We start from the raw sequence: 25,362 nt of genomic DNA on the forward strand, positions 1-25,362 counted from the left end.
CTCAGCCGATCTTGCGGTCGCGGTGCTTGCGACGCGAGGCCAGCTCGTCCTCCGGGGCGGAGATCGACTCGCCGCCGTCGGCGCGTTCACCCGGGAAGTCGGCGATGGCACCGGTGAGCTCACGCATCGCGCCGGAGACCGCGATTCCGAACACGCCCTGACCGCCCTGCAGCAGATCGACCACTTCTTCGGCCGAGGTGCATTCGTACACGGTGGTGCCGTCGGAGAACAGCGTGATGTTGGCCAGGTCCTTGACTCCGCGCTGGCGCAGATGGTCGACCGCCACCCGGATGTTGTGCAGCGAGATACCGGTGTCGAGCAGCCGCTTGACGATCTTGAGGACGAGAATGTCCTTGAACGAGTACAGCCGCTGACTACCCGATCCCGCAGCGCCCCGGATGGACGGCACCACCAGCGAGGTGCGGGCCCAGTAGTCGAGCTGGCGGTAGGTGATGCCGGCGATCTGGCAGGCGCTGGGCCCGCGGTAGCCGACAAGCTCGTCCGGTACCGAATCGTCGGGGAACAGACCGCCCTGGACCGGCTCGCTGACCGCTCGGGGGAGAGTGTCCGCCTCCGGGGAGCCTGTGGTCAGATCCAGTTGCTCCTGGCGAGGCGTGTCTCCCACTTGTCGAATCCTCTCAACCGATCGAACCCGCGTCCATGACCTGCGTAGTCGCACTGCAGGCCAGCCCGAATTTTGTTCGAGCATACGCTTGAGGGCGTTCCGTGACTGCCCGTCGGCACCAAGTATGGCTGCCCGATTCGGCGTTGGGGAAAACCCGACCCGCGTGTCGAACGCGACGAGACGCATCCGTGACCAAGGCGCCCCGACGGAAGGCGGAGTGACTCAGGTCGCCTTGAAATCGTCGGGCGACACGCTGTCGAGGAACTCCTTGAACTTCTCGACCTCGTCTTCTCGCACTGCGCCGGGAGCCTCGTCGTCGCCCTCGTCGGGAATCAGCAGCCCCGCCTCGGCCAGTACCGCTTCCTCGACGTAGATCGGCACGCCCACGCGCAACGCGATGGCGACCGAGTCGGACGGGCGGGCGGACACCTTGATGTCGCGGTCGAAGATCAGATCCGCGTAGAAGGTGCCCTCCTGGAGATCGACGATGCGCACCTCTTTCAGCGAATGGCCCAGGGCGGCAATGACATCACGGAAAAGGTCGTGGGTCATCGGGCGCAGGGGTTCGACCCCCTGCTGTTCCAGCGCGATCGCAGCGGCCTCCGACTGGCCGATCCAGATGGGGAGATAGCGGTCACCGTTGGACTCCCGTAGGAGCAGGACGGGCTGGTTCTGGGGCGGCTCCACGCGTATGCCGATCACACGAACCTCACCCATCTGAGCCTGCCCTCCGCAGCCGACGAACCCGTCAGGGAAAGTCTAGTCCTCAGCGATCCAGAACGTCGCGCACCGCCGACTTGATCAAGGACGTGTGCAGCGTGATCGCCAGCGCCGCAACCTCGCGCGCCAGATCGTCGGCGCGGTCCCGGGCTCCGGCCTTCCCGCCCTTGCCGACCGGGCCGGCGATCTGCGCGATCAGGTCGGATTGCCGGTCGGCCGCGGACCGGAACGCACGAAGATGGCGGGGCTCCACCCCGTAGTCGGCCAACGCGCGGGCACACTGCGCGATCACCACGGCGTGCTCGTCGAAGAACGCCGTGCCCGCACCCTTGAAGATCGGGGTGATCACCCCGGCCCGCATCAGCGAGGTCAGCAGATCGTCGTCGACGCCGGAGCGTTCGAGCAGGTCGCGCCGGCTCAGCCGGACCTGCGTAGGTCCGGACGACACCGTGGCCGCCTCCTCGGTCTCCACGGAGACCGGGACCAGCCGGGGCGTCCCGTAGGGCGAAACGCTCTGTGGCAGCTCGCCGTCGGCCTGCGCGTCGAGCTGCGCCTTGATCACCTTCAGCGGCAGGTAGTGGTCCCGCTGAGCGGTCAGGATGAACCGCAGTCGGGCACAGTCGTAGGCGGTGAATCGCCGGTACCCCGACGCGGTGCGTTCGGGTGTGACGAGTCCTTCGGCCTCCAGGAATCTGATCTTGGAGATCGTGACGTCGGGAAAGTCGCCGCGCAGCAGGTCCAGGACAACCCCGATCGACATCCCGTTCAGCGCGGGGGTGTCGGGTTGTGTCATCTGCCTGTTCGCACGTGCGCTCGTCGGGTCAGTTACTCGCCGTCGCCCTTGGGCCCGGTCAGGAACACGAGGCGGAACTTCCCGATCTGCACCTCGTCGCCGTTGGTCAGCACCGCGGAATCCACCGGCTCGCGGTTGACGTAGGTCCCGTTGAGGCTGCCCACGTCGACGACCTGGAATTCGGAACCCTCGAGGCGGAACTCCGCGTGGCGGCGGCTCACGGTGACGTCATCAAGGAAGATGTCGCTGTCGGGATGCCGGCCCGCCGAGGTGGTGGGCTGGTCGAGCAGGAACCGTGACCCCGCGTTCGGGCCGCGCTTGACCACCAGCAGGGCGGACCCCACCGGCAGGCCTTCCACGCCGGACACTGCGCTCTCGCCGCTGGCAGCGGGCGGAGCGTCGAGTTCGTTGAGGAAGTCGGCGCGGAACACCGATGTCGTCTCCACGGTGACTTCATCAGAGTCGGCCCCAGAGTTGAAGTCCTTGTCCGTCACCCGCTGCTCCTCACTGGCTGCCGTGGCGATTCGCGGCCGGACCCCAGCAGTCCCGCCGCTGGTGTCGACCGTACCGCGCATCCGACCGCATTGTGTCCACCACTGCCGGATCCGCTCGTTGCGTTCCGGCCTGTCTGCACGACCCTAACAACACCTCAGTCCGCGGCGTGGGCGCGGTAGCCTTCCGCGTCGAGCAACTCCGACAGCGCCGCCTGCATCGACTCGCTGTCGGCCTGCAGTTCCACCAGCCAGCCCGCGCCGTAGGGATCGGAATTGACCAGCTGCGGGTTGCTCTCCAGATCACCGTTGACGGCAATGACTTTCGCCGCGATGGGGGCGTAGAGGTCCGACACCGACTTGGTCGATTCCACCTCCCCGAACGACTCCCCCGACGCCAGGTCTGCGCCGACGTCCGGCAGTTGCACGAACACCACATCGCCCAGCGCGGACTGCGCGTAGTCGGTGATTCCGACACGCACGGTGTCGTCGCCGGTCCGCTGCACCCACTCATGTTCGGTGGTGAAGGACAGGTCGGCGGGGATCTCGCTCACGGCGCTCCTAGTCTTTGGCGGTGTGGCCCTCTACTTGACCGGCTGAGCGTATTGGCGCTCTTTCGGTTGCCGCAAGGCGGTGACGTCCACCCGGTCGGATTGTTGTACCACCATCGTGCCGCCCACGCGCTCGATGCTGTCCATGGCCCCGCCCGGGATGTTCATCGCCGCGGCCAGCGTGGGTGGATCACCAATGGCGAGAACCGAATACACCGGCCCCATCACTGCGGAGTCGACGGTCAGGGCGCCCGGGCTTCCGACGACCCAGGTGTCCACGCCGATCCGCACCGAGATCTGCTGCCCGTTTCGCTGACCGCGGATCTCCATCGCCTCGGCGCCCGCGGCACGCAACTCGTTGATGACGTCGAGCATCGTCTCGGGGGCGACGCCCTGCGCCGGATCCGCGATGGTCAATGTCACACCGGGTCCGGTCGCCGCGACCGTGCCGATCAGGATCGACAGCGCCGCCAGCCGCGTCCTGGCGTTCTCGATCGCGGCCTGGTCGCTGCTGCCCGAGGCCTGCAGCTGCGCCAGCGTGCGCTGCAGATCCGCCACTTCGATGTTCAGAGCGGCCTCGCGCTGCTGCAGTGAGTCCAGCAGGATCAGCAGATCGGCGGGGCGAGCCGTGTCCAGGGAGTCACCGGAATCGGTCTGCCGAACCTGGGTGGCGATCGCCACCCCGAGCAGAAGGCACAGCAGCACGGCGAGCACCCCGAACACAGTCCGCGAGGGAGGCATCTCGTGACGACCGTGCGGCGCGGCGGGCCCCTTCTGATCGGCCATGTCAGGCGCCGAACAGCCTGCGGCGCAGCGCGGCGGCGTTGCCGAAGATGCGGATGCCCAGCACCACGATGATCGCCGTGGACAGCTGGGTGCCGACGCCGAGCTGGTCGCCGACGTAGACGATCAGGGCTGCGACCAGCACGTTGAACACGAAGGACACCACGAAAACCTTGGCGTCGAAGATCTTCTCGAGGTAGGCGCGCAACCCGCCGAACACCGCGTCGAGCGCCGCGACCACTGCGATCGGCAGGTAGGGCTGCACGAACTCGGGAACATCGGGGTGGAACACCACACCCAGAACGATGCCCACGACGAGCGCGACGATCCCTATCACGAGCGGATACCTATCAATTCGGCCCCATCTGTGTCGCGAAGTTGACGTCTCGAACCGATCCCGCGGGCAGCAGCAGTCCTTCGCCGGCAGCGACGTTGACCCCGACGCCGTAGGAGGCCTCCAGAAGCCGCAGGCGCTGCAGACCGGTGCTGCGATCGAAGCTGTCCCCCATCGCGTTCGGCGGCCCCACGGCGAGGATGACATAGGGGCTGGAGATCGGCTGGTTGTCGACGAGGATCCCGCCGCCGGCCTGCCGGATCGTCACGTTGGGGCCGATGCGCACCCCGCCGACCGAGATGGCCTCGGCGCCGCTTGCCCACAGCGAGTTGACCACGAGCTGCAGGTCCCGGTCGAGGATCACCTGCTGACTGCCCTCGACGCGCTGTTTCGACACGTCGGTCAGGTCGCTCGACATTCCCGGATCGGTGACGGTGACGGTGAGGCCGGGTCCGATCACGGGAAGCGCTGCGGCCTCGTAGTTCGCCTCATCGAGGCCGGCCAGCAGTTGACGGCCGGCGGCGTCGCCCTCCAGCCTGCTGCGGCGCACGGTATCCACCTCGGTGGTCAACGTGTTGCGCCGTCCGGCGGCCTCGTCGGTGGCCGCCTGGGCGGAACGCACGGTGCCCGCCAGCACCTGTTGCGACTCCCGCACTCCGGGTGCGGTGTCCCGGGCCTGCGCCCAGGCCAGGACGAACACGGTCGCGACGACGACCGCGGCCAGCACCTGCCACAGCGCCTCCGACGACCGGCGCCGCGTCCGCGGCGTCTGCGCGGCGGCAGCGTATCCGGGGTCGAGGTGATCGGTCAGCAGCGACCGCAGCAGCGACGGAACGGGAATCAGCGTCGGCCGACAGGCCTCATGGGCATTGCCCCCGCGAGACGAGTCGAATCCCCCCAGCGTGCTCATGTGCGGGGCATCGACCGCATCACCATGCCGACCTGGATCAGGTACAGCACGCCCGACCACAGGTACATCGCCAGTCCCCACAGCAGGAAACCCCACCCGATGGCGAGCACCACCCTGCTCCACTGCGCGTCGAACTGGCCGAGCAGCACCAACGGCAGCCCGGACATCAGCGCGAACGTCGCGGCCTTCCCGATATACGTGACAGGCAGCGCGGACAGCCCGCGGCCGCGGAGCACCGGCAGCGTTGCCGCCAGCACCAGGTCGCGTCCGAGCAGCGTGACCACGATCCACCACGGGATGACGTGGGCGACGGCCAAGGCCACCGGAACGACGACCATGTAGATGCGGTCCACGGCGGGGTCCAACAGTTCACCGAGCCGGGAGGACTGGTTGGCGTACAACCGGGCGATCTTGCCGTCCGCCCAGTCGGACGCCCCGCTGAACATCAGCACCGCCACCGCCCAGCCGGTCGCGTCGGCGGCCAACAGGAGGTAGAGGAAGACCGGGACCAGCACCAGCCGGATCACCGACAGTGCGTTGGGCACCGTCAGAACACGGTCACGCGGTGCCATGCGGTAAACCTAGCGGAACACCCCGGGCAGACTCAGGGCCGACATCGTGTCGTCGGCCAACGGGTTGTCATGCACCATATAAGTCCAGGTCGAGGTCGGTCGCGCCAGCTTGGACAGGTCGACCCCGGGTTCGTCCTCGATCGAGGGGGCCGTGTCGAAGGTCTGCTGCGCAGCCTCGATCGCATCGGCGGCCAGCGAGCGGAACGCGTCGACCGCCATCCGGTGGAACTCGTCGAGCGGATTCTGGCGACCCAGCGCCCGCAGGTGGATGCTCTCCCGAATGTCCGCGAGGAAGGCCAGGTGGTCTGCCCAGGCGCGATCCAGGTGGTACAGCATGATCAGCCGGCAGATCTTCTCCAGCCGCGCTTCGGCATCCTCACCGAGGGTCGCGCTGACCTCCTCGTAGCGTTCCGGCGAGAGCTCTTTCAGTTCGTCGCGGGCCGCGGTCGTGCGCAACAGCGTGTCGCGGCGCTCGACGAGGATCGCGCGCTGCTGGGCGATCAGCTGGTTGTAGCGCCAGGTGTTGGCGTGCACGTCCAGTAGTCGGCCTTCGGCGACGCGCTGGGCATGTTCGAGCAGCGTCGCCGCCTTCGGACTCACCACTCGGCCGTCCTCGTCGCAGTCGAGCGGCAACTTCTCCTCGTCCAGGTGCGAGACGACGACGTCGTCCTCCCAGCTGGAGAAGAACACCGACGTCCCGGGGTCGCCCTGGCGGCCCGCGCGGCCGCGCAGCTGGTTGTCCAGGCGCTCGGTGTTGTGCCGCCCGGTGCCGATGACGTGCAGCCCGCCCAGTTCCGCAACGGCGTCATGCTCGGACTCGTCCGATCCACCCAGCCGGATGTCGGTGCCGCGGCCGGCCATCTGCGTCGACACCACCACCGAGCCGAGAGCGCCCGCCTCGGCGATCACCGCGGCCTCTTCGGCGTCGTTCTTGGCATTCAGCACGACCGCGGGGATTCCGGCCTTCACCAGGCGCCGGTGCACGTCCTCGGACTCCGCCACGTCCCGGGTGCCCACCAGCACCGGCTGGCCGGTCTTGTGCACCTCGGCGATGTGCTCGAGCACGGCCGCGTTCTTGGCGGCGATCGTGACATAGACCCGGTCGGTCTCGTCCTCGCGGATGTTGGGCTTGTTCGGCGGTATCGGCGAGACCCCGAGCTTGTAGAACTGGCGCAGCTGCTCGCCTGCGGCGAGCGCGGTGCCGGTCATCCCGCACACCCGCGGATAGCGGTTGATCAGCGCCTGCACCGTAATGGTGTCGAGCACCTCGCCTGTCTCGGTGGTCTCGATGCCCTCCTTGGCCTCCACCGCCGCCTGCAGGCCGTCGGGCCAGCGCTGCAGCGTGGCGATGCGCCCGCGCGAGGAGTTGATCAGGTGCACGGCGTTGTCCCGCACGATGTAGTGGACATCGCGCTGCAGCAGCACGTGGGCGTGCAGCGCGACGTTGATCTCGGTCAGCGTGGTCGCGACATGCTCTTCGGAATACAGGTCGATGCCACCGAGTGCGGCCTCGACCTTGCGGGCACCCGACTCGGTGAGGTGCACGTTGCGGCTGTCGTTGTCGGTGGCGAAGTCGTTGTTCTCGTCCAGCTCGCCGACCAGCCGGATGAGTTCCACCCGCGGGGTCTCCCGGTGGCTGGTGCCCGCCAGCACCAGCGGCACGAGCGCCTCGTCGACCAGCACCGAGTCGGCCTCGTCGATCAGCGCCACGTCGGGGTTCGGCGAGACCAGGTCGGCGACGTCGGTGACCAGCTGGTCGCGCAGTACATCGAAGCCGATCTCGTTGACCGACGCGTAGGTGATGTCGCACGTGTAGGCGGCGCGACGCTCCTCGGCGGTGGATTCGGCGGTGATCCAGCCGATGGTCAGGCCCATCGCCTCGATCAGCGGTGCCATCCATTCGGCGTCGCGACGTGCCAGGTAGTCGTTGATGGTGATGACGTGCACGTTGCGACCAGCCAGGGCGTAACCCGCGGCAGCGATGGCGCCCGAGAGCGTCTTGCCCTCGCCGGTGGCCATCTCGACGACATCACCGGCCAGCATCCGTAGTGCACCCTGCAACTGAACGTCGAACGGGCGCAGTCCGGTGGTGCGTTCGGCGGCTTCCCGCGCGATGGCCAGGAACTGCGGGATGTCGTCGGCATCGGCCAGGTCTTCGAGCTCCAGCAGCTTCGCGGCCTTGCTCAGCTGCTCATCGTCGAGTTCGGCAGCCTTCGAATCGAAGTCGGCCGCCTTGACCACCTGGTCGGTCGAGCGGACCTGGTCCTTGACGGTGCTGGCGCCGAGCAGCTTCCAGAACCGTCCGGACAGCCGCCCGGACTTCGGAGGGGACGTCTTGGAGGAGGTACGTGCCACATGATCACGGTACGCGGCCCGCGATAATTCTCCGGTGACCCCTGTTGCCGAAGTTCCCGTGCTCATCGCCGGCGCCGGGCCGATCGGGTTGACCGCCGCCGTCGAGCTCGCCCGCCACGGCATCGGCGTGCGCATCGTCGATCCGCTGCGGCAGCCTCCCCTGTACGCGAAAGCGGTTGGCGTGCAACCTCGCACCCTGGAGATCTTCGAGGGCATGGGGGTCCTGCGCCGCATCCTGGACGCGGGCGTGGAGATGAACGGCCAGATCGTGTTCGTCAACGGACGGGAAGTCGGTCGCATCGATCTGAGCCTGCCGCCCGACGTGCCATTCCGCTTCTTCTGTATTCCGCAGTACGAGACGGAGCGGATTCTGCGCGAGGAACTGGCCCTGCGGGGCGTGCACGTCGAACGGGGCGTCCGGTTGACCGGTGTGGACCAGGACGCCGACGGGGTGACGGCGACGCTGTCGGGTGACCTCGGAGGTCACTCGGGCGAGCAGACGGTGCGCGCCGGCTACCTGATCGGCGCCGACGGTGCGCACAGCGTGGTGCGCAAGTCGCTCGGGTTGACCTTCGACGGGGCCGCGTTCGAGGAGCAGTACATGCTCGGCGACGTCGAGGTCGACTGGTCGATGCCGCGGGGATACGCAGTGCGCGCCATGCACCAGACCGACGGCGTGACCGATGATCTGCTGGTGTGCATCCCGCTGCCCGGCCCGGGCCGCTACCGCATGTCGATGCTGGTGCCCGACGAACTCGCCACGAACAACTCACAAGACGCTGTGACGCACGGCTTTTCGGCGGACCGCGCGCCACAGCTCCACCATATCCAGGCGGTGCTCGACCGGCTCTCCCCCGAACCCACCGTCGCCCGCACCCTCCGGTGGTCGTCGGTGTTCCGCATCAGCCACCGCATCGTCGACAGGTACAGCCGGGGGCGGGTGTTCGTGGCGGGCGACGCCGCCCACATCCATCCTCCGACCGGTGCCCAGGGGATGAACACCGGCATCCAGGATGCCCACAACCTGGCCTGGAAACTGGCCCTGGCGGTGTCGGGCGTCGCCGCACCGGGGCTGCTGGACAGCTACGACGCCGAACGGCGACCCGTCGGCGAGGAGGTCGTCGGCCGCACGGTGCGCAGCGCCCGCGACGGGCTCGGTGCGGACTCCACCGACCCGTCGTTCGTGATGCGCCGCGAGGGCCAACTCTTGATCGACTACGCGGGCAGTCCGATCGTGACGGGCGCCGCGGGCACCCGCGCACCCGACGCCCGCGGGTTGACCCGCGACGCGGTCAGTGCACCCTTTCGGCTCTTCACGCTGTTCGGTGCGCGCCTGCACACGGTGCTGTTGTTCGCCGGTGCCGCGACGGCCGGGCCCGACGTCGCCGCACTCGAAGCCGTCGCCGCGGCGGCTGCGCGCGCGGCCCACGGACAGCTCGACGTCTACCTGATCGCAGACCGTGACGCCGAGGTCAGCACCACGGTGCTGCCACTGATCAGAGATGGGGACGGCGATTTCGCGCGTCAATACGGGGCCACGGGACCATCGGTCTTCGTGGTGCGTCCGGATGGATACCTGTCGTTCGTGCAGATCGGATCGGTCGAAGCGGCGAGTGTGGTGGCCGCGTTGGGTGCGACATTCACCCCGTCCTGATCGCCGGGATCACCCCTGCGCGCGACAACCTGGGGTAGCTTCGCCGCAGGCGCGAGCGGAGGGGAGGTCGCCCGGCGGTGGAGACTGAGGACCAGCTCGACACCCAGAGGTTTCAGCCGACTCTCGACTGGGGTCGTGAGTTTCTCCACTCACTGCAGTGGGTCGCAACGACATTCGTGCTGACGGCGCTGTGCCTGTTGGTGATCCTTGCCGTGCTCGTGCGGGTGACCGAGTGGGGACGCCAGTTCTGGCGCATCACCGGCGCGTACTTCACCGGTAGGCGCAGCGTGGTGGTCTGGCCGATGGTCGCCCTGCTGCTGTTGTCGGTCATCGTCTCGGTCCGGCTGAACGTGTTGTTGACCTACTACGTCAACGACCTCTTCACCTCTCTCCAGGTGGCATTCCAGGGCGGGATGTCCAGTGGCGTCGCCGGCTTCTGGGCCTCGATGCGGGTGTTCGCCGTGCTGGCCGTGTGTTTCGTCGGGCGGCTGCTCCTCGACATGTACCTGATGCAGCGCTTCATCATGCGGTGGCGAATCTGGTTGAGCGGGCGCTTCATCGACGACTGGCTCGGTGATCTCGCCTTCTACCGCTCACGGTTCTCCGGCCGCCCGATCGACAACCCCGATCAGCGGATCCAGCACGACATCGACGTCTTCACCGCCGGGGTCGGTGGCACACCGAACAACCCGATCTACAACTCCAGCAATACGCTGCTCTTCGGCGCCGTCGAGGCGGTCTTGTCGGTCCTGTCGTTCGGACCCATCCTGTGGCGGCTCTCGGAACCGGTCACGATCGGCGGACTGACCCTGCCCCGGGCGTTGTTCTGGATCGTCCTGGTCTACGTGCTGATCGCCACCATCGTCGCGTTCGCCATCGGGCGGCCCCTGATCCGGCTCAGTTACCTGAATGAGTTGCGCAATGCCGGGTTTCGATACGCACTGGTGCGGGTGCGCGACGCGGGTGCGGCGATCGGGCTGTACCGCGGCGAGCCGGCGGAGCGATCGGTGGTCAAAGGCCGGCTGGACTCGGTGATGACCAACTATCGCGGCTGGCTGAACCGCATGATGTTGTACTTCGGCTGGAACGTGTCGGTGAGCCAGACGATCAACCCGCTGCCGTGGCTCGTGCAGGCGCAGGGCCTGTTCGCGCAGCGGATCACCTTCGGCGACGTCTGGCAGTCGACGAACGCGTTCGGCGCCATCCACGATTCGCTGTCGTTCTTCCGCAACGCCTACGACCAGTTCGCGAGCTATCGGGCGGTGATCATCCGGCTGGACGGGCTCGCCGACCAGAACGCGCACGCGGGCGAGTTCACCGCGGTGCAGACGGCGGACTCCGACGACGGCGCATTCGCGATCGAGGGCGTGGAGGTGCGCAAACCCGACGGCACTCCGCTGGTGCGCACGCTGGATCTACGGATGAAAACCGGTGAGGCACTGGTGATCACCGGCGCGTCAGGAATCGGTAAGACCGTCCTGATGCAGAGTCTGGCCGGGATGTGGCCGTTCGCATCCGGTCAGGTGCGGTTGCCGGACGGCCGCGACGAGGCGATGTTCGTGCCGCAGCTCCCCTACTTTCCACTCGGCGACCTGCGCACGGTGGTGTCCTACCCGCACCCGCCCGGCACCTTCGAGGACAAGGCCGTTCAGCAGGCGCTGTTCGATGTCGCGCTGTCGCATCTGGTCATCCACCTCAACGACGACCAGGACTGGGCGAAAGTCCTCTCGATCGGCGAGCAGCAGCGGATAGCCTTCGCCCGGATCCTGGTGAGCAGGCCCAAGACGGTGTTCCTCGACGAGTCGACCTCGGCGATGGACGAGGGACTCGAGCAGATGCTCTATCGGTTGCTGCGCACCGAACTCCCGGACACCATCGTCGTCAGCGTCAGCCACCGCGCGTCCGTGCAGCCGTTCCACACCCGTCACCTCGAACTGGTGGGCGGCGGGCAGTGGCGGCTGGAACAGCTCGAATCGCCGGGTTGAGCCCTCCAGCAGGTTGTCCAGAGCTCGTCGCGGTACCTTGCCCGGGTGGATATGTTCACGCCGACCCTGGACTGGGGCAACGAGCTCGGCACGTCGCTGATCTGGATCGCCAAGGGCTGGGCGATCGCCGCTGTCGCCACCATGGTCGCCCTGGTTCTGATCGGCCGTTACACGGTCTGGGGCAGGCAGTTCTGGCGGGTCACCCGCGGCTACTTCGTCGGCCGCGACAGCGTGATCGTGTGGGTCTGGCTGGCCGGCCTGTTGCTGTCGGTCATCACCGGTGTGCGGCTGTCGGTGCTGTTCAGCTACCAGGGCAACGACATGTCGACCAGTTTCCAGGTCATCGCCGCAGGCCTGGGCAGCGGCGACGACGCGGTGCGGCAGTCAGGCGGTTCCGGCTTCTGGCTGTCGATGGCCGTCTTCGCCGTTCTCGCGGTGCTCAACATCGCGCTGGTCATGCTGGATCTGTATCTGGCCCAGCGCTTCATGCTGCGCTGGCGGGCGTGGCTCACCGACCAGCTCACCACGAACTGGCTGGACGGGAAGGCGTACTACCGGGCGCGCTTCATCGACTCCTCGATCGACAACCCGGACCAGCGCATCCAGGCCGACATCGACATCTTCACCGCCGGCGTCAACTCCCAGCCCAACCGACCTGCCAACGGTTCGGAGACCACGCTGCTGTTCGGCGCGGTGTCCTCCATCGCATCGATGATCTCGTTCACCGCAATCCTGTGGAACCTGTCCGGACCGGTGACACTGCCGTTCGTCGGCGTCGAGCTGCCCAAGGCGATGTTCGTCATCGGCATCGTCTACATCCTGTTCGCCACGGTCATCGCGTTCTGGATCGGCCGGCCCATCATCGGGCTGTCGTTCAACAACGAGAAGTTCAACGCCGCGTTCCGCTATGCGCTGGTGCGGTTGCGGGACTCCTCGGAGGCCGTGGCGTTCTACCGCGGCGAGATCGCCGAGCGCACCGGGCTGCGCCGCCGGTTCGCGCCGGTGGTGCACAACTACAAGAAGTACGTCAACCGGATGACCGGCTTCTTCGGCTGGAACATCTCGATCACCCAGGCTCAGGAGCTGATCCCGTATGTGGTGCAGTTCCAACGGTTCTACAGCGGTGAGATCACCCTCGGCGCCCTCAGCCAGACCGCGGGTGCGTTCCGCTCGATCCTGACCGGGCTGTCGTTCTTCCGAAACGCCTACGACGACTTCGCCGGCTACCGTGCCGCGATCATCCGTCTCTACGGGCTCGTGGTCGCCAACGACGAAGGCCGCGAACTTCCCACGCTGACCGTGGCGGCCAGTTCGGGCGGGGCCGTCGAGCTGGACGACGTCGAGGTGCGCAAGCCCGACGGCACCCAACTGATCAATCCCATCGACCTCCGGCTGAAGGCCGGCGACACGCTCGCCATCACCGGCGTCTCGGGCACCGGCAAGACCACGCTGCTGCGCAGCCTCGCGCAGCTGTGGCCCTACACCACCGGCACCCTGCGCTGCCCGCCCGGCCCGAACGAGACGATGTTCCTGTCCCAGATGCCCTACGTTCCGCTCGGCGATCTGCGCGCCGTGTTGTCCTACCCGCGGTCGGAAGGCGAGATCCCGGACGAGGAACTGATCGCCATGCTCAACAAGGTGGCACTTCCGCACCTGGTGGAGCGCCTCGACGAAGAGCACGACTGGGCCAAGGTGCTCTCCCCCGGCGAGCAACAGCGCGTCGCATTCGCCCGCATCCTGTTGACGAAGCCGAAGGCGGCCTTCCTCGACGAGGCCACCTCAGCGCTCGACGTCGGCCTCGAGACGATGCTCTATCGGATGGTGCGCGAAGACCTGCCCGAAGCCATCCTGGTCAGCGTCGCCCATCGCGGCACCGTCATCAGCCACTGCGATCTGGAGTTGGCGCTGCTCGGCGACGGCGAATGGCGCTTCGGTCTGCGCGGCGCCGACGCGCCCTAGCGCCACCCGCCGCCGTGCCGTGCCTTATCCCACCCGCCGCGCCGTGCCTTATCCCACCCGCCGCGCCGTGCCTTATCCCACCCGACGCCCGGCGGCCTCTCCCGCCCGCCTCCCGAAGAACGACCCCTCGCCCAGCTGCGTGCCGCTCGCGTAGCCCTTGCCGTCCTGGGCGATGTTGGACGCGCACGCGCCCGCCGCATACAGCCCGGCGATCGCGGTGCCGTCCTCGCGGAGTACCTCGCCGTCGATCGAGACCTTCAACCCGCCCATGGTGAAGCCGGAGTACATCGCGATGCCCAGGCTCAGGTCGAACGCCGCCCATGGGCCGGTGTCCTGAGGCGCGAGGTAGTCCGGCTGTTTGTGGAAGTCCGGGTCGACACCGTCGGCGGCGTTGGCGTTGTAGCGGTCCAGCGTCGCGGCGAGGTTGCCCGCCGGGATTCCCAGCGCCTGCTCCATCTCGGCGACGGTCTCCCAGCCGTCGATGAACTTGATCAGCGGCATCTCGGGCATCTGCATGTGGGCCTCGTCGACGATGAGGTATGCCGACTGGCCGGGCTGTTCGAGCACGAACGCCGACGTGCGCGAGTGGTAGGAGTCCTCGGCGACGAACCGCTGGCCGTCTTTGTTGACGATGACGCCGGTGAGCAGGATCTCGGGTGGGTAGGCCGCGGCGGTGATGAACAGCTGATCGAGGTTGGTGGCGACCCCGCCCGCTGACACGCCCAACCCGATTCCAAGTCCGTCGTCGTTGGGGTTGCCCAGAATGTAGGGAGCTACCGTGCCGTGGCTCTTGGTCTTGCGTTCGGCGCCGAGCGCAGGCGTGTACTCGGCCACCATCTCGGCGTTCATCGCGAAGCCGCCGGCCGCGATGATCACCGAATTGGCTTTGATGTCACCGGTTTCGGTGAAATGCTTCCACCGCACTCCGACCACCGCACCGTCGTCGTCGACAACGAGCGCGGTTGCTCCTGTCTCGTAGCGAATCTGCACGCCGAGGTCCGCCGCCCGCTTCACCAGCAGGTCGATCACCATCGATGCGCCACCCAACTCGCCGGGCACCGGCACGGAGTGCCCGCGCGGTGCCGGCTTGGCCTGCTCGTAGAACGGCCAGACCTTCTCGTTGCCGGTGTAGGACAGCCCTTCGGTGCCGGGCGGGACGACGACCTTGCCCGGGTAGTAGCTGCGCTCGAACTGGAAGCCCAGCGACTCCAGCCAGTCGAAGTGTTCGACGCTGCCGTCGCAGTAGGCGCGGATCTTGTCGTGCTCGGGCTCGCGCGACTGCGAGACCAGATATTTGTACATCTCTTCGGGCGAGTCGTCGTGCCCGGTGGCCTGCTGGACGGCGGTTCCGCCGCCCAGATAGAAGTGACCCCCCGCCATCGAGGTGGTTCCGCCCGCGGCGGCGGCCTTTTCCAGCACCAGGACACGGGCGCCGGCGGCGGCCGCGCTGACGGCGGCGCTGCCGCCCGCGATGCCGAAGCCGATGACCACGACGTCGGCGTCCTCCGACCAGGACGTGACGTCGTCGGCGCTCACTGTTTCCGGGATGTTCTGGGTGCTCACTTCTGCTCCTGTTTGATGTGGTCGAACAACGCCTGGATCTCTGGTGGTATGTAAGCGAATTCGAGGTACGGCACGCCGGCCTGCGCCGCGGACACGTAGGCGAACCTCATTCCTCCGGGCATGCTGCCGGCCATCACGACGGGCGCGCCGTCGCGTTCGGCGGCCGCAACCGCGGCATCGAACCCCTCGCTGTCGGCCGCGGCGACGCAGATGTGGTGCAGACCGGGGCCGCACTGGTCGAGGAACTCGCTGTAGATACTGGCCCCGCTCACCGGGGCGATCAGCTCCAACTGGGTGTCGCCGGCGTAGCTCAGCGACACGTCGGCGACGAAGTCGGCGGGTTCGCCACGGAGGGTGCACGCGTTGGGGCCGAAGTGGGTGCCGGGCATCCGGATCCACTTCTTGGCGCCCAACAGCGCGGTCAACGACGCTTCGGTGGCGGCGAGGTCCCGCGTCACCCAGGCAATCTGGACAGGTGTCTGGTCATGCATCGCATCGAGAATATCTCCAGCGGCCGATGCAAGCTAGAACGTGTTCTATTTTTGGCACAGCATCTCGGTCAGCAGGCCGATCTGCGTGTCGAACACCTGCGGAGGTTCGGTGAACGTGTCGGCGCCGTACTGGCCGAACACCTCCAGGCTGATCGCGCCGACGAGGGCAGCCCACAGTACGAGGCACTTGGCGACCACCCCGTCGTCCGCGACGAAGTTGAACTCGGTGCGCACACCGTCGAAGTCGCCCGACAACGGCTGCGGGACAGCGCGATCGGCGGCAGGGATATCTCCCGCGGCGACTCCCTCGGCGACGACGGCGAACAGCGTGCCGACGACGCGGGTGCCCGGTCCGACGGTCTTGTCCCTCGGCGCGTGATAGCCGGGAACGGGGCTGCCGTACAGCAGCGCCCACCCCGCCGGTTTCTCGACAGCCCATGACCGGGCGGCGCGCGCCATCTCCGCCAGTTGCTCCCGCCAGCCGCCGTGCGCCGAGGCGCGTGCGCGGTCGACGGATTCGGCGAGATCGGTGTAGGCGTCGATCAGCAGCAGCGTCAGCAGTTCGTCGCGGCTGGCCACGTAGCGGTACACCGCCGACGAGACCATGCCCAGCTCGCGGGCTATCGCCCGGAGAGATAGGCCCGCCGCGCCGTCTGTCACCAGGTGCTCGCGGCCGATGGCGATGATCTGGCGTTCGATGCGCTCCCGCGTCTCCTGCCTCTTGCCCATGTGGCCAGTCTGACACAAAACGAGATCGGTGCTCTTGATTTCCTCAGTGCGGCATGGCACTCTACAAAAGAGAGCAGTGCTCTTGCATCTGTCGGAAAGGATCGCACCATGTCACAGCGCTACGACGTCCCCGGGCTCGGGGCCCGCACCTTCAACGGCCTGATACGGCGGTTCGCCGACGTCGGGGTCAGCATCCAGGGCAGTACCGCCGTGCGGGTGCGCGGCCGCTCCTCCGGTCAGCTCCGCGGCGTCGTGGTCAACCTGCTGGAGATCGACGGACGCCGGTACCTGATCTCGCCCCGCGGCAACACCCAGTGGGCGCGCAATGCGAGGGCGGCCGGTGAAGTCGAGATGGGCCCGAAGAGACGGTCGCAGGTCCACCGCATCGTCGAGCTGTTCGACGACGCCAAGCCCGACCTGCTCAAGCCCTATCTGGACCGGTGGTACTGGCAGGTCAAGGGGCACATCGGCGGGCTGACGCCCGACTCTGGCCGGGACGAGATGCGCGCGGTGGCGCCGTCGATCCCGGTCTTCGAAGTGGTCGATTAAGGCAGCGCCGGCGCCGGGACGTTCGCCGACAGGGCGGAGACGGTGTCGGCCTGCGCCTGCTGGCTGGCGACCTGCCATGAGACGGCGGCCGGCAGCGTGCCCCATGTGCTGTTGAACAGGCCGACCAGGACATTGCGGCCGTCGGGCGTCGCGGTGTAGACGGGCCCACCGGAGTCACCCTTGCGGCTCACCACGCCGTTGGCCATCGTGAACCAGCCGTTGTTGACCGACTCGATGGTGCCGCAGCTCTCGCCGGTGACCACGCCGAAGTGGCAGACCGGCATGCCCCGTACGGGCACCACCGCGGGGTCGGCCACCAGCGCCTTGCCGACGGGCAACACGTTGTTGATGGCGACGTTCGGGGCGAGGTGGATGACCTCCCAGTCGGTGATCTGGTGGTTGGTGTCGACCGTCATGCCGTCGGGGGTGTTGTCGCGGAAGGTGCCCTGCGTCCCGATCGGGGTGCCGAACTTGTCGGACACGCCGCCGGAGGATCGGCAGTGGCCGGCGGTGTAGGCCAGGCGCGTCGCCGGGTCCACATAGCCGAGCGTGCACAACACCGTGTCCTGGTGGATCTCCATGCCGGGATAGACGGGCACGCCCGGCTGAGCCTGGGCTGCCGACGGGGCCACCAGCGCGACGAGCGGCGCGAGGAGAGCCAGCAGAAGCGGCAGCGTCCGCCGCGATGATGGTGATGATGCCCGACCTGACACGACCCCTCCGCTCAACCCTGGTGACCCAGATACCCGCTCCACGGCGGATGTAACTGGCTCATCGCGGTCCGATAAAGGGTCGTTACACAGCGGACTCCGCGTGCGGTCAGGAATCGAAGCCGAGCCCGGCGGCGTCCAGGGCACGCAGCAGCAGGTTGCGCCGCCCTGCCGAGTGGTCGGCACGGTCCAGTGACCAGCGGGTGGCCTGGATCCCGGCGCTGGCGAGCGGTTCGGGCGGGAACGGTAACGGCTTGCGGCGCACCATCTCCAGTTGTGTGCGGGGTGTCGGCGCCCCGTCCAGCAGATCGAGGCAGACGTCGGCCGCGAATCTCGCCGCCCCCACGCCCAGCCCGGTGAAGCCGTTGACGTAGGCCACCCGCCCTTCGCGGGCCAGCCCCCAGTGCGCACAGAACCGGGTGTTGGTGTCGATCGCGCCCGCCCAGCGGTGGCTGAACCGCACGTCGTCGAGTTGGGGGAACGTGATGAAGAAGTGGGCCGCCAACCGGCGATAGATGTCGCGGCGGTCCTCGTAGCCGGAGTCGACGCGCCTGCCGAAGTGGTACACCGCGTCGTACCCGCCCCAGACGATGCGGTTGTCCATGCTCAGCCGGTAATAGTGAAACTGGTTGGCGCTGTCGCCGATTCCCTGCCGACCTCGCCATCCGATGCGATCCAGCTGCGCGTCGGTCAACGGTTCGGTGGCCAGGACGTAGTCGTAGACCGGCACGGTGTAGAGCCGGTTGCGGCGCAACAGGCTGGGAAACACGTTGGTGGCCAGCACCACCTGGCGGCAGGTGATCGCGGGTCCGTCGGTGTGCACGCGCAGCGCGGCGCCGCCGGAGTCGATTCGGGCTGCCGTGGTGTGCTCGAAGATCTCGACACCGGCCTCGCGGCAGGCGCGGGCCAGTTCGAAAGCCAGCTTGGCCGGGTTGACGATCGCACACGTATCGGGGCTGAGCAGGCCGGCCAGGTAGGTCGGCGAGTGCACCTGCTCGCGCACCTGGGCCAGATCGAGCAGTTGACCGTGGCCCTGGACTGCCGAGTCCTGCAGCCATTCGACCTGATGCGGCTCGGTGGCCACGGCGAGCATGCCGCTGCGTTCCCACTCGACATCGAGGCCCAGCTCGGCGATCTCGGCCTGCATGCCGTCGAGGTTCTCCACCCCCATCGCCTCGAGCGTGTCGATCTCGTTGGGCCAGCGGGTTTTTCCGTTCTCGTACCCGTGCGTCAGGCTGGCGTCGACGAAGCCTCCGTTGCGTCCCGACGCGGCCCACCCGACGCGGTCGGCTTCGATGAGCACGATGCGCCGGTCGGGGTGACGGCGCGCGGCGTGCAGCGCGCTCCACAGGCCGGTATAGCCACCGCCGATCACCAGCAGGTCGCAGGTGACCGGCCCGGACGGCGACGGGAACTGCTGGCGCGGGATGTCGAGCCACACCGAGCCCTGCGCGCTGGCTGCCAGCGAGCGATGGATCAGTGCCGGGTCGACATGGGAATCGAAAACTGTCTCCACACTGCGCACATTACGGCGTGGCACGGGCCACCGTTCCCACCTTGGCGGCGTCCGCCGGTTGCCAGCCCGGGGGGCCGAACAGGTAGCCGAGTTTGGCGCGGAGTCCGTGGGCGGCGCGGACGTCACGCCCGATCGCGGCGTATTCGCGGGTCTGGAGTTTCCAGATGTTGAAGGTGTCCACCGGCTTGGTGAGCCCGTAGTGCGGCCGGAAGACCTCGGGCTGGAAAGTGCCGAACAGACGATCCCAGATGATGAGGATTCCGCCGTAGTTCTTGTCCAGGTAGATCTGATCCATGCCGTGGTGCACCCGATGGTGCGACGGCGTGTTGAAGACGAATTCGACGGGGCGCCAAAGTTTTCCGATCCGCTCGGTGTGAATCCAGAACTGGTAGATCAGACTCAGCGAAAAGCTCGCGAACACCATCCACGGCGGAACCCCCAACAGCGGCAACGGAATCCACATCACGATCTCACCGCTGTTGTTCCACTTCTGTCGCAGCGCCGTCGCGAAGTTGAAGTACTGACTGGAGTGGTGCGCCTGATGAGTGGCCCAGATCAACCGGACCCGGTGTGCGGTGCGGTGATAGAAGTAGAACAGCAGATCGACGCCGACGATCGCGATCACCCAGGTGTACCACTGCGTGGCGGACAGCTGCCATGGCGCCACGTAGGCGTAGATCGCCGCGTACCCCAGCAGTGCCAGGAACTTCCACGCACCCATGGTGGCGACGGACACCAGGCCCATCGAGATGCTGGCCCAGGAATCGCGGGCGTGGTAGGAACCCCGGCCGGGGCGCTCATCTGTCGCGGCGTCGTGTTCGAGCTTGCGCGCCGCGGTCCACTCGATGACCAGCAGCAGCAGGAAGAACGGGATCGCGAAGAGCACGGGATCGCGCATCTGCGGTGGGAGAAAGTCCAGGAACTCCACGTCGAGCACCTCCGGGGTGAGTGTACGGCGCTACAGGAAGCTCAGGACGTCATCGCCCCAGGCCCGGCGGACGTCGGCGTCGAGGTCGCCGACGACCGAGTCCTGTTTGTCGATGACCAAGGTGGCGCGGCCGTCCGCGTCGTAGGGGTACCATTTCGGGTCTCCGAGCAGACCGAGCGGTTCGCCGTGCCGGGCGAAGTTGGCCCAGCGCGCGCGCATCCGTTCCGATACCGCCGTCCCGGCCTTGCGGCCACCGAGCGCGAACGTCGGATCCTTGCGCCCCGAACCGAGATTCCCCCAGACGAACGGGAGCTCGGTGGCATGCGCGCCGTGCAGCCGCACCGCCCGCAGCAGCGGGGTCGCGAAGTCGAAGCGGTAGAGATAGACCGGCGCGACCGCACGGTGCCCGTCGGCGAACCAGATGGACGGCATCCGGAAGCCCAGGTCGCTGGTGACCAGCAGACCCCTGCCCTTGCCGCGCCCGCGGTAGGTGCCCTTCAGGTCGTCCTCGCTGGGCAGGCGGAGACTCGGCTGCTCGGCGGCGATCTCGGTGAACATCGCCTTGATGGTCTCCGGCGCGATCGGCATCAGCGGCGACTTCATGTAGCGGAACAGCGCCGCCTCGTTCTTGTTGGTCCCGATGATCAGCGGCACCGGATGCGTCCGGCCCTGCCGCGCCAGGTTCACCGGGTAGTCGGGAACCAGGTCGCCGTCCACGGTCGGGGCGAAGGCCAGGGTGCCCGGAGTCCGCACCGGCACCTCGTCGAACACGGCGCGCGACGCGGCCACCAGCGATTCGATCGGCGCCGAGGTCAGCGTGGCCAGATCGTCGTGCCCGACGCCGAGCACGTGCAGGAAGCGTTCGGCCACCCGTTGCGCGCGAGCCCGGTCGTAGGTGGAGGTGACCGGGGAGCTCTGCGCGATCGCCGCATGGAACAGCCCTGCCGCGGCGGGACTGCCCAGCAGCGAGGTGACGATGCCGCCACCGGCCGACTCTCCGAACAGGGTCACACGGCCGGGGTCGCCGCCGAAGGCCGCGATGTTGTCGCGCACCCAGGCGAGGGCGGCCAGCACGTCGCGCAGGCCGAGATTGCTGGCGAAGCGGCCGGAGTCGTCGAGGGTGGAGAGTTCGAGGAAGCCCAGCGCGCCCAGGCGGTAGTTCACGGTGACCACCACGACGTCGCTGCCCGCGGCCAGCTCGCGGCCGTGGTAGAGCGGCTGGCTGGCGGAGCCCAGGACGTATGCGCCTCCGTGCACCCACACCATCACCGGCTTGCCGTCGCCGGGCTGGGTGCCCGCCGGCGCCCAGACGTTCAGGGTCAGGAAGTCCTCGCCCTGCGGGGCGCCGAGGTCGAGCGGGATCTTCGGGTCCGTCGGCTGCGGGCACACCGGGCCCACCCGGCTGGCGTCGAACGGCTCGGTCCATGCGTTCGGCTGTTCGGGCGCCCGCCAGCGCAGTTCCCCGACGGGCGCTGCGGCGTAGCGAACACCCTTCCACGCCTTGACGACTCCATCGTTGACGCCACGCACCGGACCGCTCGTGGTGTCCACGACCGGCCTGTCGCCTGCCGAACTGCGTGTCGTCGCCTCCGCGGTCATGCCGAGCTCCTTCGATCGGTTCCGGTACGCCAGTGTACCAGCGGTGTCGGTACACACATTCTCGCTGCTCACAAATCTCTGCCCGGGGTTGGTCCTCTGGGAACCGACGGAGCGCAGGGTCGTCGTCGGGCAGCGGTCAGGGGCGGCGCGCGCGGAGCACCCCGGCCAGCACGATCAGCGCGAACCCGGCGACGGGGACGGTCAGCAGGCCGACGCGCAGGCTCGCCGCATCGGCGACGACACCCACGATCAGCGGTGCGCCGAGGAACCCGACGCGCATCAGCCAGGTCAGGATCGTCAGACCGGTACCTGGGCGCAGACCGGGCAGCTCGTCGGCGGCGCGCATCGCGGCGGGCACCACCGTCGCCACGCCCAGGCCCGCGGCGGCGAACCCGGCGATCGTGCCCGGTACCGAGGGGAAGAGCAGCGCAGCGCCCATTCCGACGGCGGCGATGAGGCCGCCGGCGCGGGCCACCGCGCGGTCGCCGAAGCGGTCGACGAGGCGGTCCCCGATCATGCGGCCGACGAACATGGAGCCCACCAGCGCGACGTAACCCAGCGCGGCGACCGGTCCCGGCGCACCGAGGCCGTCCCGCAGGTACAGCGTGGCCCACGAACTGCCTGCGTCCTCGACGGCCGCACCGGCGACCGCGATGCCGACCAGGGCCAGCAGCGCCAGGTACACCACCGGCCGGACACTGCGGCCTCCCCCGTTCTGCGCAGACGGATGGTCGTCGTGATCGGGGCCGTGCAGCAGATAGGGGTACGCGGCCACCACGACACCACAGAACAGCGCCGCCGCGATGCCGAGGTGCACCGCCCTTGGCAGATGAAGCGCGATCGCGGCCGCACCCATCAGCCCGCCGGCGACTGCGCCCACCGCCCAGATGGCGTGCAGCGAGTTGATGATCGAGCGGCCATAACTGCGTTGCAGCCGAAGCGCGTTCACATTCTGGGCGACATCGGTGATCGAGTCACAGGCGCCCGCGGCGAACAGCGCGGCGGCGAACATCAGCGGTGTGCCTGCAACCCCGGCGACCATGATCAGCAGCGCCAGGGCCACCGTGGTGGCGACCGCGACGCGGGCAGAGGTGAACCGCCGGATCAGCGCGCCGGCGGCGGGTCCTGCGATCAGCGCCCCCACCGAGAACGCCGCCACGGCAGCGCCGTAGGCGGCGTTGGACATCCCCAGGTCGGTCTTGATCTCCGGGAACCGGGGCAGCAGGTTGGCGAACAGCGCACCGTTGGTGAGGAACAACGCCGCGGCCGCGATCCGGGCGCGGGGATTGGGCACGTCACCGCCGGGGAGCGGATCTGACGGCATGGAGTGCGACTCTACCGAAGCCGTTACGGGCGGCACCGCGCCCACCGGCAGGGCAAGATTGCGGCCATGGCCGTCGACACCGAGGTGCCCGCGTCGTTGATCGGGCTCGCACAGCGCTACGGGGTGGCAAGCGAGTACACGGACTGGACGGGCCGGCCGTTCGCGGTGCCCGCCTCCACGCTGATCGCAGTACTCGACGCTGTCGGCGTCGCGGCAGCCACCGAGCAGGACCGGGCGGCGTCGTTGGCCGAGTACGACCGCGACCATTGGGCCCGCCCGCTGCCGCCGTCGATCGTCGGCCGCACGGGTGTGACGACTCCGTTCTGGGTGCACGTCACGCACGGAGACCCGGCCCGGCTGTGGCTTCGGCTGGAGGACGGAAGCGTGCGCACCGGAATCCGGCAGCTGGAGAACAACAGACCGCCTTTCGACCTCGACGGCCGACTGGTCGGCGAGGCCTCCTTCGAACTGCCGGCCGACCTGCCGATCGGCTATCACCGGCTGCACCTGCAGGTTGGGTCGTCGGATGTCAGCACCGTGGTGATCGTGTCGCCGTCCTCGCTGGAACGCTCCGCCAGGATCGGCTCCGGCCGCAGCTGGGGGCTGGCCACCCAGCTCTACAGCGTGCGGTCCCGGAACTCGTGGGGCGTCGGCGACCTGACCGATCTCACGGACCTGGCGGTGTGGTCGGCCGCGCGGCACGGCGCCGGTTTTGTGCTGGTCAATCCGTTGCACGCGGCGGCGCCGATCGCACCGATGGAGCCGTCGCCGTACCTGCCGACGTCCCGCCGCTTCGTGAACCCGATGTATCTACGGGTGGAGGCAGTGCCCGAGTTCGCCTATGTGCGGCACCGCGGGCGGATCCGCAAGGCGCAGAGTCAGGTGCAGAACCGGGCCGCCCGCGCAGGCCGGATCGATCGGGATGGAGCATGGCGCGCCAAGCGCGCGGCCCTGGAGACGGTGTATCGGATCGAGCTCTCGGCGGGACGCGAGGTTGCGTATCAGGCGTTCCGGGAGCGGGAGGGGCGCGAACTCGAGGATTTCGCGACGTGGTGTGCGCTGGCCGAGCATTGCGGCGCCGACTGGCACCAATGGCCGGAGGAGCTCCAGCATCCGCGTGGTGCGGCGGTGGCGGCGTTCGTGGACGAACACGAGTCCGAGGTGGACTTCCACCGCTGGCTGCAGTGGCTTGTCGACGAGCAGTTGTCGTCCGCGCAGGACGCCGCGGTGCGGGCGGGCATGGAGCTGGGCATCATGCATGACCTGGCGGTCGGGGTGGATCCCGACGGCGCCGATGCGTGGGCTCTCCAGGATGTGCTGGCGCTCGGCGTGACGGCGGGGGCACCGCCGGACGAGTTCAATCAGCTGGGGCAGGACTGGTCGCAGCCGCCATGGCGGCCGGACCGTCTTGCCGACGCGGCGTATGCACCGTTCCGGTCCTTGGTCAGCGCCGTGCTGCGGCACGCGGGCGGGGTGCGGATCGACCACATCATCGGGTTGTTCCGGTTGTGGTGGATCCCGAAGGGCGCGTTGCCGACCGAGGGCACCTACGTGCGCTACGACCACGAGGCGATGATCGGGATCGTGGCGCTGGAGGCGCACCGTGCGGGCGCCGTCGTCGTCGGGGAGGACCTCGGCACGGTCGAGCCGTGGGTGCGCGACTACCTGCGCGATCGAGGGCTGTTCGGCACGTCGATCTTGTGGTTCGAAAGCGACCACGGCGGTGACGGCGCGCCACTGCCCGCGGAACGGTGGCGACAGTACTGCCTGTCGGCGGTGACCACGCACGATCTGCCTCCGACCGCGGGTTACCTTGCGGGCGAACATGTCCGGCTGCGTGACGAACTGGGGCTGCTGACCCGACCGGCGGACGAGGAGCTCGCGGGCGACCGCGCGCACCAGCAGGCCTGGATGGCAGAGCTGCGCCGGGTGGGATTGCTGGAGGACGGTGTGGACGACGTCGACGAGGTCGTTTTGGCCCTTCACCGGTATCTGGGCCGTACGCCGTCGCGTCTGCTGGCCATGTCACTCGCTGATGCCGTCGGCGAGGTGCGGACACAGAATCAGCCGGGCACTACCGACGAGTACCCGAATTGGCGTGTGCCACTTGCGGATCCGCAGGGCAGGCAGGTATTGCTCGAAGACATCTTCACCGACTCGCGCGCCGCGACACTCTGCCAGGCGATGCGGGCCGCGGTCGAACCCAGGGTCTGACCCAGGA

At 68.2% G+C, this 25,362-nt stretch carries 23 protein-coding genes; 5 read left to right on the forward strand and 18 right to left on the reverse strand.

What is annotated here, in order from left to right:
• Nucleotide 1: 1 nt before the first annotated feature.
• The 10 genes from EL337_RS15050 to secA2 form a co-directional block, all read right to left on the reverse strand.
• Complete coding sequence (locus EL337_RS15050) at nucleotides 2–625, reverse strand: MerR family transcriptional regulator (protein WP_048631101.1); 624 nt, start codon at nucleotides 623–625, stop codon at nucleotides 2–4.
• Nucleotides 626–847: 222 nt separating this feature from the next.
• Nucleotides 848–1,342: a bifunctional nuclease family protein gene (locus EL337_RS15055; RefSeq protein ID WP_048631102.1), complete on the reverse strand. Its 495-nt coding sequence runs from the start codon at nucleotides 1,340–1,342 to the stop codon at nucleotides 848–850.
• Between the two features lie 49 nt (nucleotides 1,343–1,391).
• Nucleotides 1,392–2,138 (reverse strand): transcriptional regulator FtsR, encoded by a 747-nt coding sequence (ftsR, locus tag EL337_RS15060; RefSeq protein WP_048631103.1) that lies wholly within the window; start codon nucleotides 2,136–2,138, stop codon nucleotides 1,392–1,394.
• Between the two features lie 32 nt (nucleotides 2,139–2,170).
• The gene (garA, locus tag EL337_RS15065) at nucleotides 2,171–2,632 is read right to left on the reverse strand and encodes a glycogen accumulation regulator GarA (RefSeq protein WP_048631272.1); all 462 of its coding nucleotides are present in this window, start codon (nucleotides 2,630–2,632) and stop codon (nucleotides 2,171–2,173) included.
• Nucleotides 2,633–2,787: 155 nt separating this feature from the next.
• Entirely contained in the window at nucleotides 2,788–3,183 is a 396-nt protein-coding gene (gcvH, locus tag EL337_RS15070; RefSeq protein ID WP_048631104.1) for a glycine cleavage system protein GcvH, read from the reverse strand.
• A 30-nt stretch (nucleotides 3,184–3,213) separates the two neighbouring features.
• A complete protein-coding gene (locus EL337_RS15075; RefSeq protein ID WP_048631105.1) occupies nucleotides 3,214–3,966 on the reverse strand; it encodes a DUF881 domain-containing protein in 753 nt (250 codons plus the stop codon).
• Between the two features lies 1 nt (nucleotide 3,967).
• Nucleotides 3,968–4,300: a small basic family protein gene (locus tag EL337_RS15080; RefSeq protein ID WP_048631106.1), complete on the reverse strand. Its 333-nt coding sequence runs from the start codon at nucleotides 4,298–4,300 to the stop codon at nucleotides 3,968–3,970.
• A gap of 13 nt (nucleotides 4,301–4,313) precedes the next feature.
• A complete protein-coding gene (locus EL337_RS15085; RefSeq protein ID WP_048631107.1) occupies nucleotides 4,314–5,207 on the reverse strand; it encodes a DUF881 domain-containing protein in 894 nt (297 codons plus the stop codon).
• Nucleotides 5,204–5,779, reverse strand: a complete 576-nt coding sequence (locus EL337_RS15090; protein ID WP_048631108.1) for a CDP-alcohol phosphatidyltransferase family protein — start codon at nucleotides 5,777–5,779, stop codon at nucleotides 5,204–5,206. Before EL337_RS15090 ends, EL337_RS15085 begins: the two co-directional genes overlap by 4 nt.
• 9 nt (nucleotides 5,780–5,788) lie before the next feature.
• Nucleotides 5,789–8,134, reverse strand: a complete 2,346-nt coding sequence (secA2, locus tag EL337_RS15095; RefSeq protein ID WP_048631109.1) for an accessory Sec system translocase SecA2 — start codon at nucleotides 8,132–8,134, stop codon at nucleotides 5,789–5,791.
• A 34-nt stretch (nucleotides 8,135–8,168) separates the two neighbouring features.
• Here secA2 and EL337_RS15100 point away from each other — a divergent pair, with 34 nt between their 5' ends.
• From EL337_RS15100 to EL337_RS15110, 3 genes are all read left to right on the forward strand, one after another.
• Complete coding sequence (locus EL337_RS15100; protein WP_048631110.1) at nucleotides 8,169–9,788, forward strand: FAD-dependent monooxygenase; 1,620 nt, start codon at nucleotides 8,169–8,171, stop codon at nucleotides 9,786–9,788.
• A 77-nt stretch (nucleotides 9,789–9,865) separates the two neighbouring features.
• Complete coding sequence (locus tag EL337_RS15105; protein WP_048631111.1) at nucleotides 9,866–11,773, forward strand: ABC transporter ATP-binding protein/permease; 1,908 nt, start codon at nucleotides 9,866–9,868, stop codon at nucleotides 11,771–11,773.
• A 45-nt stretch (nucleotides 11,774–11,818) separates the two neighbouring features.
• Nucleotides 11,819–13,732, forward strand: coding sequence for an ABC transporter ATP-binding protein/permease (locus tag EL337_RS15110; protein ID WP_048631112.1), 1,914 nt, complete (start codon nucleotides 11,819–11,821; stop codon nucleotides 13,730–13,732).
• A gap of 72 nt (nucleotides 13,733–13,804) precedes the next feature.
• On the opposite strand, the gene EL337_RS15115 is transcribed toward EL337_RS15110, so the two are convergent.
• The 3 genes from EL337_RS15115 to EL337_RS15125 are packed head-to-tail and all read right to left on the reverse strand — an operon-like array spanning nucleotide 13,805 to nucleotide 16,515.
• Nucleotides 13,805–15,295 carry an FAD-binding protein gene (locus EL337_RS15115; protein ID WP_048631113.1) on the reverse strand — a complete coding sequence of 497 codons (1,491 nt, stop codon included), beginning with the start codon at nucleotides 15,293–15,295 and terminating at the stop codon, nucleotides 13,805–13,807.
• Nucleotides 15,292–15,786, reverse strand: coding sequence for a VOC family protein (locus EL337_RS15120; RefSeq protein ID WP_048631114.1), 495 nt, complete (start codon nucleotides 15,784–15,786; stop codon nucleotides 15,292–15,294). Before EL337_RS15120 ends, EL337_RS15115 begins: the two co-directional genes overlap by 4 nt.
• A 45-nt stretch (nucleotides 15,787–15,831) precedes the next feature.
• Entirely contained in the window at nucleotides 15,832–16,515 is a 684-nt protein-coding gene (locus tag EL337_RS15125; protein WP_048631115.1) for a TetR/AcrR family transcriptional regulator, read from the reverse strand.
• Between the two features lie 108 nt (nucleotides 16,516–16,623).
• On the opposite strand from EL337_RS15125, the gene EL337_RS15130 reads away from it, so the two are divergent.
• Nucleotides 16,624–17,064: a PNPOx family protein gene (locus EL337_RS15130; RefSeq protein ID WP_048631116.1), complete on the forward strand. Its 441-nt coding sequence runs from the start codon at nucleotides 16,624–16,626 to the stop codon at nucleotides 17,062–17,064.
• Here the strand turns inward: EL337_RS15130 and EL337_RS15135 are convergent.
• From EL337_RS15135 to EL337_RS15155, 5 genes are all read right to left on the reverse strand, one after another.
• Entirely contained in the window at nucleotides 17,061–17,777 is a 717-nt protein-coding gene (locus EL337_RS15135; RefSeq protein ID WP_083442985.1) for an Rv1815 family serine proteinase, read from the reverse strand. The two genes, EL337_RS15130 and EL337_RS15135, sit on opposite strands and share 4 nt — an antisense overlap.
• A 106-nt stretch (nucleotides 17,778–17,883) precedes the next feature.
• Nucleotides 17,884–19,290, reverse strand: a complete 1,407-nt coding sequence (locus EL337_RS15140; protein WP_048631274.1) for an NAD(P)/FAD-dependent oxidoreductase — start codon at nucleotides 19,288–19,290, stop codon at nucleotides 17,884–17,886.
• Between the two features lie 10 nt (nucleotides 19,291–19,300).
• Entirely contained in the window at nucleotides 19,301–20,188 is an 888-nt protein-coding gene (locus EL337_RS15145; RefSeq protein ID WP_048631275.1) for a sterol desaturase family protein, read from the reverse strand.
• Between the two features lie 60 nt (nucleotides 20,189–20,248).
• On the reverse strand, nucleotides 20,249–21,817 hold the full coding sequence (locus EL337_RS15150) for a carboxylesterase/lipase family protein (protein ID WP_048631276.1): 1,569 nt from the start codon (nucleotides 21,815–21,817) through the stop codon (nucleotides 20,249–20,251).
• A gap of 136 nt (nucleotides 21,818–21,953) precedes the next feature.
• Nucleotides 21,954–23,141: an MFS transporter gene (locus tag EL337_RS15155; protein WP_048631117.1), complete on the reverse strand. Its 1,188-nt coding sequence runs from the start codon at nucleotides 23,139–23,141 to the stop codon at nucleotides 21,954–21,956.
• A gap of 66 nt (nucleotides 23,142–23,207) precedes the next feature.
• On the opposite strand from EL337_RS15155, the gene malQ reads away from it, so the two are divergent.
• Nucleotides 23,208–25,355, forward strand: coding sequence for a 4-alpha-glucanotransferase (malQ, locus tag EL337_RS15160; protein ID WP_048631118.1), 2,148 nt, complete (start codon nucleotides 23,208–23,210; stop codon nucleotides 25,353–25,355).
• The last annotated feature ends 7 nt before the right edge of the window (nucleotides 25,356–25,362 follow it).

The sequence above is a fragment of the Mycolicibacterium aurum genome (assembly GCF_900637195.1).
GTDB classification, from domain to species: domain Bacteria; phylum Actinomycetota; class Actinomycetes; order Mycobacteriales; family Mycobacteriaceae; genus Mycobacterium; species Mycobacterium aurum.

Excerpts from the sequence above, each read along its gene's own strand:
- EL337_RS15085 (WP_048631107.1), bottom strand. The coding sequence starts at position 5,207 with ATGAGCACGCTGGGGGGATTCGACTCGTCTCGCGGGGGCAATGCCCAT.
- malQ (WP_048631118.1), top strand. The coding sequence starts at position 23,208 with ATGGCCGTCGACACCGAGGTGCCCGCGTCGTTGATCGGGCTCGCACAG.
- EL337_RS15055 (WP_048631102.1), bottom strand. The coding sequence starts at position 1,342 with ATGGGTGAGGTTCGTGTGATCGGCATACGCGTGGAGCCGCCCCAGAAC.
- EL337_RS15150 (WP_048631276.1), bottom strand. The coding sequence starts at position 21,817 with ATGACCGCGGAGGCGACGACACGCAGTTCGGCAGGCGACAGGCCGGTC.
- EL337_RS15090 (WP_048631108.1), bottom strand. The coding sequence starts at position 5,779 with ATGGCACCGCGTGACCGTGTTCTGACGGTGCCCAACGCACTGTCGGTG.
- EL337_RS15145 (WP_048631275.1), bottom strand. The coding sequence starts at position 20,188 with ATGCGCGATCCCGTGCTCTTCGCGATCCCGTTCTTCCTGCTGCTGCTG.
- EL337_RS15120 (WP_048631114.1), bottom strand. The coding sequence starts at position 15,786 with ATGCATGACCAGACACCTGTCCAGATTGCCTGGGTGACGCGGGACCTC.
- ftsR (WP_048631103.1), bottom strand. The coding sequence starts at position 2,138 with ATGACACAACCCGACACCCCCGCGCTGAACGGGATGTCGATCGGGGTT.
- EL337_RS15125 (WP_048631115.1), bottom strand. The coding sequence starts at position 16,515 with ATGGGCAAGAGGCAGGAGACGCGGGAGCGCATCGAACGCCAGATCATC.
- EL337_RS15155 (WP_048631117.1), bottom strand. The coding sequence starts at position 23,141 with ATGCCGTCAGATCCGCTCCCCGGCGGTGACGTGCCCAATCCCCGCGCC.
- EL337_RS15075 (WP_048631105.1), bottom strand. The coding sequence starts at position 3,966 with ATGGCCGATCAGAAGGGGCCCGCCGCGCCGCACGGTCGTCACGAGATG.
- EL337_RS15130 (WP_048631116.1), top strand. The coding sequence starts at position 16,624 with ATGTCACAGCGCTACGACGTCCCCGGGCTCGGGGCCCGCACCTTCAAC.